The organism is Hominenteromicrobium mulieris (genome assembly GCF_046197855.1).
Taxonomy (GTDB): Bacteria; Bacillota; Clostridia; order Oscillospirales; family Acutalibacteraceae; genus Hominenteromicrobium; species Hominenteromicrobium mulieris.
Genome location: NZ_CP173188.1, coordinates 258,243 through 269,694, shown reverse-complemented (window position 1 = coordinate 269,694; position 11,452 = coordinate 258,243). Strand labels below are relative to the sequence as shown.

At 45.4% G+C, this 11,452-nt stretch carries 11 protein-coding genes; 4 read left to right on the top strand and 7 right to left on the bottom strand.

Annotated elements, in window-relative coordinates; all coding sequences use genetic code 11:
* Positions 1–8: 8 nt before the first annotated feature.
* The 3 genes from ACI0CA_RS01295 to ACI0CA_RS01285 form a co-directional block, all read right to left on the bottom strand.
* Positions 9–2,159: an ABC transporter permease gene (locus tag ACI0CA_RS01295; RefSeq protein ID WP_002610354.1), complete on the bottom strand. Its 2,151-nt coding sequence runs from the start codon at positions 2,157–2,159 to the stop codon at positions 9–11.
* Complete coding sequence (locus ACI0CA_RS01290; protein WP_002610352.1) at positions 2,149–2,931, bottom strand: ABC transporter ATP-binding protein; 783 nt, start codon at positions 2,929–2,931, stop codon at positions 2,149–2,151. The genes ACI0CA_RS01295 and ACI0CA_RS01290 overlap by 11 nt, the downstream gene beginning before the upstream one ends.
* A 105-nt stretch (positions 2,932–3,036) precedes the next feature.
* Positions 3,037–3,222 (bottom strand): helix-turn-helix domain-containing protein, encoded by a 186-nt coding sequence (locus ACI0CA_RS01285; protein ID WP_003533355.1) that lies wholly within the window; start codon positions 3,220–3,222, stop codon positions 3,037–3,039.
* Between the two features lie 154 nt (positions 3,223–3,376).
* Between ACI0CA_RS01285 and ACI0CA_RS01280 the strand changes: the two genes are divergently transcribed.
* The 4 genes from ACI0CA_RS01280 (at position 3,377) to ACI0CA_RS01265 (ending at position 5,882) form a co-directional block, all read left to right on the top strand.
* Positions 3,377–3,742, top strand: coding sequence for a helix-turn-helix transcriptional regulator (locus ACI0CA_RS01280; protein WP_002610350.1), 366 nt, complete (start codon positions 3,377–3,379; stop codon positions 3,740–3,742).
* 243 nt (positions 3,743–3,985) lie between these two features.
* A complete protein-coding gene (locus tag ACI0CA_RS01275; protein WP_002610348.1) occupies positions 3,986–4,315 on the top strand; it encodes a plasmid mobilization protein in 330 nt (109 codons plus the stop codon).
* Positions 4,276–5,622 carry a relaxase/mobilization nuclease domain-containing protein gene (locus ACI0CA_RS01270; protein WP_002610346.1) on the top strand — a complete coding sequence of 449 codons (1,347 nt, stop codon included), beginning with the start codon at positions 4,276–4,278 and terminating at the stop codon, positions 5,620–5,622. Before ACI0CA_RS01275 ends, ACI0CA_RS01270 begins: the two co-directional genes overlap by 40 nt.
* A 2-nt stretch (positions 5,623–5,624) precedes the next feature.
* Complete coding sequence (locus tag ACI0CA_RS01265) at positions 5,625–5,882, top strand: hypothetical protein (protein WP_002610344.1); 258 nt, start codon at positions 5,625–5,627, stop codon at positions 5,880–5,882.
* Between the two features lie 179 nt (positions 5,883–6,061).
* Here the strand turns inward: ACI0CA_RS01265 and ACI0CA_RS01260 are convergent, their stop codons facing one another.
* From ACI0CA_RS01260 to ACI0CA_RS01245, 4 genes are read right to left on the bottom strand one after another with little or no spacing between them, the layout of a single operon-like run.
* A complete protein-coding gene (locus ACI0CA_RS01260; protein WP_002610343.1) occupies positions 6,062–6,424 on the bottom strand; it encodes a cysteine-rich VLP domain-containing protein in 363 nt (120 codons plus the stop codon).
* Positions 6,421–6,627, bottom strand: a complete 207-nt coding sequence (locus ACI0CA_RS01255) for a transposon-transfer assisting family protein (RefSeq protein ID WP_002610341.1) — start codon at positions 6,625–6,627, stop codon at positions 6,421–6,423. Before ACI0CA_RS01255 ends, ACI0CA_RS01260 begins: the two co-directional genes overlap by 4 nt.
* Before the next feature lie 2 nt (positions 6,628–6,629).
* Complete coding sequence (locus ACI0CA_RS01250) at positions 6,630–7,574, bottom strand: hypothetical protein (protein WP_055153478.1); 945 nt, start codon at positions 7,572–7,574, stop codon at positions 6,630–6,632.
* Positions 7,575–7,577: 3 nt separating this feature from the next.
* Positions 7,578–11,411 carry an antirestriction protein ArdA gene (locus tag ACI0CA_RS01245; RefSeq protein ID WP_446806606.1) on the bottom strand — a complete coding sequence of 1,278 codons (3,834 nt, stop codon included), beginning with the start codon at positions 11,409–11,411 and terminating at the stop codon, positions 7,578–7,580.
* Positions 11,412–11,452: the final 41 nt, after the last annotated feature.

Genomic DNA, 11,452 nt, shown 5'->3' with positions numbered 1-11,452 from the left:
TAAGCCTGTTAAGAATTGGGCTTGTAATTGAGCTTTCCTATTTCACGATTAGCTGTTCGAGCAACAGCCACACCGTAAATTACCATAACAAGAACAACAATAACAGCCATAGCAATTAAAAGAGGATAGGACTGTTCAAGGTGTGCCGCTCCTGAATATAAATATAGCTGCATGGCATATATCCCTACTGCTCCGCTGATACACGCTAATATAAGAGGAAGCAGGAAATACCATAATACTTGTTGGTTGATAGAACGCTTAATTTGTTCACGTCGTGCTCCTAAAATAGAGAGTGTTAGATACCTTGATTTTGTAGTTTGCATTTGCGTCAAGAATTGCAGGGCAAGTAATGCACACGCAATAATCAAAAACATAAATCCCATGTATAGTGTTGTATAACTTCCGGAAATAACATAAAATAATTGTCGCCCAAAATTATTAAGATAGCTTTCGTAATATAGACCAGATGGTTTTAACAAATCACGAGCTTCCATAATCGGTAACATTAAACCTTTTGTTTCAACAAGTTCATTAGGAATACAAAAGTTCCAATAAACCATACAAGTGTCTGAATTTACAAATTCTGAATATATCTCATCTGAAACAATCAATGCAGTTATAATCTTGATATTTTCATCTGCGGTCAACCCTTTCATCGGTACAGAGGGAACAAGATAAAATGGTCTTTCGTTGATAGAAAGCAACGCTTCATTATTCGCCTGTGCGTCTGCTGCAATTTGATTTAACAGTGTAACCGTTTCATCTTGAGCATTACCTAAAAAATCTGGGTTGAGATAATAGACAACTTCATTGTTCCCAAGGCTAATCTGTTTTTCTCCCGCGGCATCCAATAACCGATTATAGGAAGATACAGGAAGCAAATAAGGAGAAGAACTACCAGTATCAATAAGACCTAAAAGGTTTAAGGCAGCAGGTTGGTCGGAGCCAAAACTATACATACCATCTTCTTGTGTGGCAGGGTCTACTACATCTTGAGGTAAATGCTGCACGATTTGTTTCCTAAATTTCGACCAATCAACAGGAGAACTTATCCCATCCGAAGCAGTGGATTTTATATTTCCTATTTCCATACGGTTCAGATTTGATACATAAGGACGAATTTGTTCGTTGGAAAGATACTTCTCAACAATTTGGTCGTTGCCCATTACAGTAAAGTCATAAACAGAAGTACCTCGTGTCAATTCACTTCCATATGACATTATGCGCACTGAGCCGTCGGTAATTAACATAATAGTAAGCATCATCAGAATGGACGCTACGCTGATTGAAATATATTTATTAACGACATTTTCATGCAACTGCCGTAAAGTAAATACATAAAGTCCTCTTGTGGCTTTGTGTTTTATAGAAGCTGCCCATATACTCAAAATTCTTGCAAGTCCTCGAATAAATAGAATTGTTCCGATAATTCCAAGTAAAACGGCAATAAGCAGCATTGCCCCACTCGCAGCCATAAAATGCTCTACAACAATCCAGTACGCGACAAGCAAAATTACGGTGCCTATAGCAAACGATACGAAACTTACATATGGATTCCCTGTGCGTTGCTTTTTCGCCATCTCTCCATAAACAAGTTGATGTAGCTCTTTACGGAACAGCTTTCCGCATAGAACAAACAATGCTACAAACTGAATAATCAAGAAGCCTAACGATGTGAAAATAGCGGCACTTACAGAAAAACTTAATTGGTGTGTAATGATACCATGCCCTACTAAACGCGCGGTTGTAAGACTTATAGCTTCGGATAAAAAGCCACCGCATACAAGCCCTCCTAAAAGAGCTAAAAACGACGTGATTAGCCCCTCTGTCATTATTTGAATAAATAATTTAATCTTTGTCATTCCAAACATCAAATAAAGCCCCAGTTCTCGACTACGACATTCAAGTTGATATTTGTTTGCAAATACTACGAGAAAGAACACAAATAATAAAGCACAAAGATAAACCGTCGGTAAAAGATTAGTAAGCAACCGTTCTACTGCGTCGCTCTCAATTTCACTTAAAAAACGTATTACGTCCTGTTGTCCAAGAGAAAGCACTATATAAAACATTGCTACGGCTGTTATCATTGTCAGAAAATAAATTAGGTTTTCGCTACGGCTCCGTTTGGCGTTTCGCCATGTGAGATTAAAGAACATTTGCACTTCCTCCCCCCATTTGAGCCATCACTTGTAAAATACGTGCATAAAAATCTTCCTGTGTTTCATTTGGAATTTTACGACGTAACTCATGGAAAATAACACCGTCTTGAATGAACAAAATACGAGAACAGAAACTCGCGGCGTTAGGGTCATGCGTGACCATTAGGATTGTGCGTCCACGCCTAAGATTGATTTCCTGTAACTTCTCCATGAGTAAACGTGCTGATTTTGTATCTAATGCACCTGTAGGTTCATCAGCCAAAATAATATCGGGGTCAGAAATCAAACTACGTGCAGCAGCTACGCGTTGTTTTTGACCGCCCGACATTTGTGACGGAAATTTAGAAAGAACGTCTGTAATTCCAAGAAAATCTGCTATATCTTTTAGCTTTTTTTCCGCTGTAACAATGTCAATATTATGAATTGATAAAGGCAATATAATATTTTCTTTACCAGTTAGATTATCAAGTAAAGCAAAATCTTGAAATAGATAACCAATCTTGTTGCCACGATATTCAGCCAACTTCGTGCCATCAAAAGAGCTTATATTGGCACCTGAAAGTAAAATTTGTCCAGAGGTTGGTTTAATGACCGTAGCAATACAATTCAACAATGTTGTTTTTCCAGAACCGCTGGCTCCCATAATTCCCAAATATTCGCCATTCAGAACATCAAAGGTAATTCCGTTTAGTGCTTTTGTTGGAACCCCCTCTTTGGAATATGCTTTGTGCAAGTCGCGTACTTCTAATAGTTTTTTTGTATCATTCATATCTCACACCTCACATTTTTTGCTTACGCTTATCTTACGAATATAATTTTACTGCATAAGAAGCAACCACACCACTTACAGTTGTTGTAAGGTTTATTTGTTTGTTTATTGTATCTGCATTTTATGTTGTTTCTTTCTCATATCAAAAGGTTTTTCCGCGTTTTTTGGTATCAGCCACATATACCCCAGTTTTGAAACGCCCGGTATGCGATTTTCGCTACAAAGTATCTGTACTCGTCTTTCAGAAATTCCCCATTTCTTTGCCGCTTCGGGACAAGACATATATTCCATAATCAAAACGCCCTTTCCTCAAATTTTACCAGTATAATTATACTCGGATAGCCGAATAATATCAAGTATATGATATGCTCTATTTCAGTCAATAATGTGCTGTGTGTAATCATATCTCGAAAGGAAGATGAAATATACAATGTAGTTGGGTGAAATGACTATGAAGCAGAACAAAGAAAAATTTGATTTTAAGGCTTTCGGGCAAGCCATTAAAGCAGCAAGAAAAGCAAAGGGAATATCACGCAATCAGTTAGCCGATACGCTGAATATTGCGCCCCGATATATCGCGTCCATTGAGAACAGCGGGCAGCACCCAAGTTTACAGATTTTATATGAGCTTGTAACCCTGCTTGATGTATCAGTAGACCAGTTCTTTTTCCCGGAACGGGAACAGGAGAAATCCACGCGCCGCCGTCAGCTCGATACTATGCTTGACGGTATGAGCGAAAAAGATTTGAAAATCCTGTCTGCTACTGCAAAAGGAATAGAGGAAGCCAACAACGACGAAACGGGGGAATAAAGTTCTCTCGTTTTTGTTTATATAGAGTGATTGAAACGTCGCAGATTGCGGCGTTTTTCTTTTGGGAAAGTTCGTCAAATTTGCCGTTCCCGGTGTTGTAGGTAGTAAGGGATAAAGTTTCGTAGCAAGCATAGGAAAAGAGTACCCTTTTCCGTATTTTCGCCCTCCCGTCCTGCGGTGCGTCGGTTGAAAATTGCTTGTTGGGAAGTGTCCCAAACCCTCGGAATGGAAAGGAGCGATTGCATGAACGGACGCAAAAGAAAAATACAAATCAAATTCTATGTAACAGAGGAAGAAAGGGCATTGATTGAACAGAAAATGAAGCTTGTCCCTACCCGGAACATGGCGGCGTATCTTCGCAAGATTGCCATTGACGGGTATATCATTCAGACAGACCATAGCGATATAAAAGGCATGACAGCAGAGATACAGAAAATCGGGGTCAACATCAATCAGATTGCAAAGCGTGTCAATGCGACAGGCAGCGTTTACCAAGAGGACATAGAGGAAATAAAGGGGGTGCTTGCGGAGATATGGCGGTTACAAAGATTAAGCCTATTAAAAGCACGTTGAGCAAAGCCCTTGACTATATCCAAAACCCGGATAAAACAGACGGGAAAATGCTTGTGTCCTCCTTTGGGTGCAGCTATGAAACGGCAGATATTGAGTTTGGATTTACGCTTGCACAAGCCATAGATAAGGGAAACAATCTCGCCCACCATTTGATACAGTCCTTTGAGCCGGGAGAAGTAGATTATGAGAAAGCCCACGAAATCGGAAAGCAGCTTGCCGACGCGGTAACAAAGGGACAGCATGAATACGTCTTAACTACCCACATAGACAAAGGGCATATCCATAACCATATCATTTTTTGTGCGGTCAATTTTGTTGACTACCATAAGTACAATTCCAATAAGCGCAGTTACTACGGCATACGGAACATGAGCGATAAGCTGTGCCGGGAAAACGGGCTGTCTGTTGTCGTTCCGGGCAAAGGCAGCAAGGGAAAAAGCTATGCAGAATATCAAGCGGAAAAGGTCGGTACAAGTTGGAAAGGCAAGCTGAAAATTGCCGTTGATACGCTTATCCCCCAAGTAGCAAGTTTTGAAGAATTGTTGCAGCGGTTACAGGCAGCGGGTTATGAGATAAAGCCGGGAAAATATATCTCCTGCCGCGCTCCCGGACAGGAACGCTTTACCCGTCTGAAAACTCTCGGTACAGATTATACAGAGGAAGCCATAAGAGAACGGATAGAGGGCAAACGCACAAAGGCAGCGAAAGCTCCCAAAGAGCAGCGCGGCGTATCGCTGCTTATTGACATTGAAAACAGTATCAAGGCACAAGAGAGCCGGGGCTATGAACAGTGGGCGAAAATCCATAATCTGAAACTGGCTGCAAAGACTATGAATTTCTTGACAGAACATAAGATTGAGCAGTACGCAGATTTAGTCAGCCGGATTGAGGAAGTAAATGCGGAAAATGAAAAGACAGCAGACGCATTAAAGAGCGTGGAAAAGCGTCTTGCAGATATGGCGGTGCTGATGAAGCACGTTACTACCTACCAAAAGACAAAACCTGTCTATGAAGCATACCGCAGGGCAAAGGATAAGGACGCATACCGGGCAAAGCAGGAAAGCAGTCTGATACTCCATGAAGCGGCAGTAAAGACACTGAAAGCGGCGGGCGTTACTAAACTCCCCAATCTTGCCGCCATGCAGGAAGAATACGGGAAACTACAAGCGCAAAAAGAAGCCCTTTACGCTGATTATGGCAAGCTGAAAAAACAGGTCAAGGAATACGACGTTATCAAACAGAACATAGACAATATTTTGCGGCAAGGCAAAGAGCCGGAACGGAAGAAAGGAAAGGAACGGGAATAATTATGAAAATGGTTGGTATTACACCATGTTACAGAATAACATTAGAAAATGGCAGTTATGGCGTAGAAACTTATATTAACGCAGACAGTAAAATCCAAATTACTTTTGAGGACGGAAATACACTTATCGGATATATAGAATGTGTGGAATATGGAACTTATTCCGATGAAAATGATACTCTGGTTATAAGGGGAGAGAATGGAGAGCTGTATATCCTATTGGAAAACCGAATAAAGGATATAGAAGAACTGCACGAATAAAGTAAAAGAACAGGGCGCAGACAGCCAACAAAAGACTGTCCGCGCCCTGTTTTATGTAGGTGCGTTTTTGGTATCTGTTACGCAATAGAACGTCATTTTTAGGGGATAAGGTATAAAACCCTTGCCGCGTCATTTTCAAGCACTGAAAGCCCCGTAAATCAAGGCTTTTTTTGCCCCTACTACGTAACAAGGGCGCGCCGTTTTCTCATGCGCTCCGCTGCCTGTCTGCGGGTAATACGCTTCCGGCAGTCCGGGCAGTATTTGACGCTGTTAGAGGTGGACGCAAAAGAAGTTCCGCACTCGGTACAACGCTTTTTATCCTCGGTCTTGAAAAGCTCTGCATACAGCAGCTTATCAAGGGGCAATACGGCGGTCTGAAACCATTTGCAAAGAAGCGAATAGGAAATAAGCTGCGGGCAGACACATTCCTCCCCGTCGTCCAGTAAAATACAGTGTCCGTTATCGCAGTTGCAGCACTCCTTTTTTATAAGGCTGTTGACTTTCCGGCTTTGGGGTGGTGTAAGCCGCTTTATCCCGGTCATACCTCATCAGCGGCGAAAATAGCAAGCTCCGCATACTCATTTTCTGTCAGAGGTGCGATTTTCGCAAGGGTGCGTTTCGCCAGTTCCCGCATATCCTCGTCCATGAACGGCAGCGCAGCGTTGATGTTTTCTGTAAGCCCACGTTTGCCGTCCTCATTGTAAATGCTCAACAGGTTTGTTTCTTCAACTGTCAGTCTAATCATGCTCATACCTCCAATTCGTGATTTTTTGATTTTACAGCCGCCTTTTTCGGGGCGGCTTTTCTTTTGTCAGCGGCAAGCTGCGCCCGGATTGAGGGGCGCACCCTGCGAATATCTGTGCCCCGGTTTTCATTTTTATCAATCAAGGCGTATGTTCCATGTCTGCCCTCGATTTTGGAAAAGGAAAGTGTCTTATAGGGCAACATGGAAAACAGACGGTCGGTGTCCTTAGAGGACGCAAGCTGCATAAATGTCGGGGACAGCTCCACCATGAAATGTGTCCTATTAGGGCTATTGGGCGTGTCCCTGCGCTTCATTTCCTGCACAATGCGCCGCGCTTCGGCTTCAATCAGCCCAGCACGCAGGGCGGCGGTATGTTCCTTGAAGTCGCCCGGTGTCAGTTTATCCCGTTTTTGCTTTTCTTCCCGTAAAAGGAATTGTAGCGCGTCCGGGTCGTTGGGTACTGCTTCAAAGTGTTCAAACTTCCCTAAAGAAGTATCGGGATTTCCGTTAAAATGCTGTCCGGCGGGTATCTCCCTTGTCCCATGCTCATAAATCAACTTGACTGTGTCGGCGGCAAGCGCATTGTCCTTAACGCGCTCATACTGCCTTGCATAGTCAAGCTCATAAAGATTGCCTTTGATTTTCCCGCGCTCCCTGCCCGTCAGCTCGACGGCATAGGCAAGAACGCGGTCGCAGGTCTGCTCTTTGTAAAAACACCATGTATTGTGGGCGGCGGTATCCTTTAGGAACACGTCGCGCTCCTTAAAACAATGCGTCCCGGACGGGCGGCAAAACCATAGCAGCGTCTTATCCTCTCTGTTAGGGCTTGCCGCTGCTTTTGCGATAATCTCCTTGTCAATGTCAAAATCACTTTGGAAAAATCCTGTATTCTGCCGCATGATAGCGTCAAGAGAAGCGAAAATATCCACGTTTTCAAACTTATTCATGCGTCAGCTCCTTTCCAAATCCTGTGTTTTCTGTTTTGCCTGTTTCTTCGGTGTCTGTTCTTTCGCTGCTTTAAGCTGCGCCCGGATAGAGGGCTTCTTTTCCGTTTTTGCTGCCTTGCCACGTTCCTTGTCAGCCTTGACAGTTTCCGCAAGGTCAACAAGGGAAATGGTTTCTCCTGTCTTTACCTTTGCTTCCAATTCTGCGACGGTCGGGGTGTTGTTTATCTGCCCGTCAATCATGTTGTAGTTTTGCTCGGTGGTCTGCTCGGCAGTTTTCAGATAGTTTTCCGGCTGCAAAAATTCCGGCACTTTCTTATAACCGAAGCTGTCTACATAGTGGGCGGTGTCCTGCCCGTTCTGATGAAGCACCACTACGTCGGAAACAGAAAGGCTGTGTCCCTTAAAATCTTTCGGGTGGTCGATATTAAAGCGGGTGTAAATATCTTCAAGGGAAGTCCCCGGCGTAAGAGGTGCGGAATAGACAAGGGCATAGTTTTTCGGGTCTACCCGGTGTCCGGCGGCAATCAGACGGTCGTAAGGCTCAAAACGCAAGTCCCTTGTTTCGTCCCCGCCTTTTATCTGATAAATGGAAAAGGTGTCTTTGTCCTGTGGGGCTTCCTGCTCCGGCTGCTCCTGTGCGGGTTGTTCCTGTGCAGCTACCTTTTGCTGCCGGATATGCGCCCGCTGTAACTCGGTAGGCTTTTCCCCGGTAAGGGGAGCAATCGCTTTCACATAATCAGCCGCATAGTAGGCGTTACTGGTAAGCTGCCGCTGCCATGCCCCGGCTTTTGGCGACCAACGGAAGCCATTACTTTTTAAGGCTTCCCGCGTGGCTTCGTCCGGCTTATCCTCAAAGAAGATTTGCAGTCGGTTCGCTTCGGTGTTTGCTTCCACCTTGCCGCCGTCAAATTCCCAACCTACAAAACCGATTTCTTTTTGCTGTGAAAGGGATTTGATACGGTCTTTCACGCGCCGGATTTCTGCGCTGTTGTTGGATAACGCCCAAGTCGCAAAGGGCTTGTCCTCCAAATGCCAACTGCTCGCCATGTCTGCTTTCAATTTTTCCAGTTCCTCCGGCGGTAAATGCGGGCAGCCGTCAAGGGTCTTATGCTTGCGGTAGTAGGCGTTTACGGCTTTCATGGTTTCCTGTGATTTTTCAAGGCTTTCCAGTTTCTTTTCTAACTTCTGTACTGCCTGCGGGTCGTCTGCGCTGATACCGCCCATGCCGGTACTGCGGATTTTATCAAGAAGCCCTTGTATGTCCTGCCATTCCCGGTAATTGCTGTCGCGGGCTGCGTTCTGCTTTTCTTTCTTCCTTGTGGGGAAGTTAGAGCCGCCCGCAATCAGGATAGAGGGAACACGCGCGTCAATCTCATAGCCTTTATTCATGTTCGCCGCCAGTTTCCGGGCATAGGTGTCAAGCAGGCTGTCGATTTTCTCATGGTACATCGGGTCTACCCGCTGTTTCTGCCTTTCTGCAAGTTGTACGGCTTCATCTACATAGTGCCTGTATTCAGCCGTCGCGCTGCCTTGCTTATAATCGGAAAAACTGTTCATATCCTTTGCACGTTTGGCGGCAGCTTCATTGATAGTATAATAAGGGGCGGCGGGTGCAGCCTGTTCCGGCTGTGCTTCTTTTTCCTGTACCGGGGCTGTTTCTTCGGGAAGCTCCGGCGCGGCTGCTTTTGTTTCGGGCTGTTTGGCGGCTTCCTGTGCGGGCTGTGCCTGTTCGGTGGTCTGTTCCTTATCCTGTGCCTTTTGGATTTCTGCAAAATGTCCGTCTATGGTATCAATCAGATTTGCGGCGGTGCTGCGGATTGTTTCAAGAGAGCCTTTCAGTTCTGCAAGTTCTTTTCCGCTGCTCCACCCGGCGATATACCCAAAAGAATAGTCCGACGTATCAAGCCCGTAATGTTGGCAGACCGCATAGGCGACGCTTTCCGCCTGTACCTCGCGGGTGCGGCGGTCGGGGCGTTCCGGCATGGCAAGGGCGGTATCATGCAGCGTGGCGTGGGCGATTTCATGGATTGCGGTCTTGATATTCTGCAATTCGTCCATGCCCTCGTTGATGAAGATACGCTTTTCCTCATAATTGCAGCGTCCTTTTACGCCGCCGCTTAGTGCTTCAAATCCCATAGCAAACGGGGAAGTCTTTTCAAGGGCAGCGAAAAAATCCTTGTATTGTTCCACGTTGCCCGTAAGCTCATAGGTAAGGGCAGGAAGTTCTTTTCCCTCGGTCTGTGAAATATCAAAGACAGATACTACACGAAAAGCGGGTATCTTGATTTCTTTTTCTTCGGTAACAGGTTTTCCATCCTTATCGAAAACAGGCTTTTGGGTGTCCGGGTCGATTTTTTCCACCTGCTTCTTGACGGTAAACGGGGACGGTGCAAGTATCTTGATAGCTTTTTCTCCGGGCTTTACATGGCGGTCAAATTCCTTTTCCCATTGTTTATAGCCTTTCACAAGATTGCCGCCCTGCATGGCGATAAGGATTGTATTGTTAAGGCTGTAATCATGGAATTTTGACATGGTACGCAGATAATCGGCGTAACGGTCGCTTTCATACAGTCCTAAAATTCCCTGTTCCAGTCGGTCGGTAATCTCTTTCATTTTATCGGCGGGCTTTTCAGAAGATAGGATAATCGGGAGAACCGGGGGCTGCTCTGTGGCGGCGGTTTGTATGGCTGCGGAAGCGTCAAGGTCTGCCTGTTCCTTTTCCTGTACTGGCGGCTGCGGCGTTACCCGGTATTCCTCCGGCACGTCGCGCCCGTCGTACCACTGTGTAAAGGTGTTGCGGTTATTGTAGATATAGCCCTGTTCGGTAAAGCTGCCCCCGTCATTGATAGCAGCGTCCCGCCCGTATTCCTCATACATGAAATATTTTTTTGCTTCTTCGGGCAGCTCCAACTCGTCCAGTTCTTCAATCAGATAATGCCCGTAATCTTCCTCACTCTGTACGGACGGGTAAAGCCAGTAACAATCAAGGTTTTGTGCAAGGTTGATAATATCCTGCAAGTCCCTTGTATGGTCGCCGTATTCCATAGCTGCAACAAATTTTTCCCGGTCGTCGTCAAACTGCATTTTCAAAAGTTCGCTCAAATAGTTCAGTTCGTCAAGGCTTTCAAGCTCGGTCAATTTTCCTGCCAGTCCTGCAATAGAGGACTGGTATTCTGTGATATGCAGCTCCCCGTAGTTTTTGCCGTCTATCCCGATACGGTCAAAGACTTCTTTCAAATGCTCGGCAGTCGTGGGGAATGATACCCATTCGCCCGCAGGTCTGCCCTCGGTGTACTTTCCAAGATTAGAAAGATACCCGCTTAAAATCGTTTCTACCATGCGTTCGCTCCTTTCGTTTTCAATCATACGGTGCATAAGTTCGTAGTCCTCCATGCTCATGCTCCCGTCAAAAATATAGGGGTCGGGTTCTTCGCCGTCCCGGTAGGCTTTTTCAGAGAAAGGAAGCCCCGCAGCGTGGGCGGCGGCTCTTGCTTCCTCGATAAGCTCCGGCGGCAGCCTGTCGTCGTGGGCTTCGATAAATTCCCCGATATTGCTATATCCGTTTTCGTAGTGGCGGCGCACCCCGGCGGTCAGCTCGTCAAGGTTCATATCCTCGCCAAGATAGCCGGAATAATAGCCGTTTACCACAACGGCGGCAGGGTCAGCCTGTTTGATTTCTTCCATGCGGCTTCTGTCCTCCGGGTAAATGTAGTCGCTCATTTCAAGGTGGAAATATTCGGCGTTCCAAGAACGTCCCGTTTTCCAAAACGTCACCCAAGCGATACCGTCCCTTAATTCTTCTTGATAGTCCTTTACGGTGTCCCGTAAACTTGCCATGTGTAACCTCCTTTCTTCGGTTTCAGAGGGTAAAACCCTCC

Coding starts and splice junctions, on each gene's coding strand:
- ACI0CA_RS01295 (WP_002610354.1), bottom strand. CDS start 2,159: ATGTTCTTTAATCTCACATGGCGAAACGCCAAACGGAGCCGTAGCGAA.
- ACI0CA_RS01290 (WP_002610352.1), bottom strand. CDS start 2,931: ATGAATGATACAAAAAAACTATTAGAAGTACGCGACTTGCACAAAGCA.
- ACI0CA_RS01285 (WP_003533355.1), bottom strand. CDS start 3,222: ATGGAATATATGTCTTGTCCCGAAGCGGCAAAGAAATGGGGAATTTCT.
- ACI0CA_RS01280 (WP_002610350.1), top strand. CDS start 3,377: ATGACTATGAAGCAGAACAAAGAAAAATTTGATTTTAAGGCTTTCGGG.
- ACI0CA_RS01275 (WP_002610348.1), top strand. CDS start 3,986: ATGAACGGACGCAAAAGAAAAATACAAATCAAATTCTATGTAACAGAG.
- ACI0CA_RS01270 (WP_002610346.1), top strand. CDS start 4,276: ATGGCGGTTACAAAGATTAAGCCTATTAAAAGCACGTTGAGCAAAGCC.
- ACI0CA_RS01265 (WP_002610344.1), top strand. CDS start 5,625: ATGAAAATGGTTGGTATTACACCATGTTACAGAATAACATTAGAAAAT.
- ACI0CA_RS01260 (WP_002610343.1), bottom strand. CDS start 6,424: ATGACCGGGATAAAGCGGCTTACACCACCCCAAAGCCGGAAAGTCAAC.
- ACI0CA_RS01255 (WP_002610341.1), bottom strand. CDS start 6,627: ATGATTAGACTGACAGTTGAAGAAACAAACCTGTTGAGCATTTACAAT.
- ACI0CA_RS01250 (WP_055153478.1), bottom strand. CDS start 7,574: ATGAATAAGTTTGAAAACGTGGATATTTTCGCTTCTCTTGACGCTATC.
- ACI0CA_RS01245 (WP_446806606.1), bottom strand. CDS start 11,411: ATGGCAAGTTTACGGGACACCGTAAAGGACTATCAAGAAGAATTAAGG.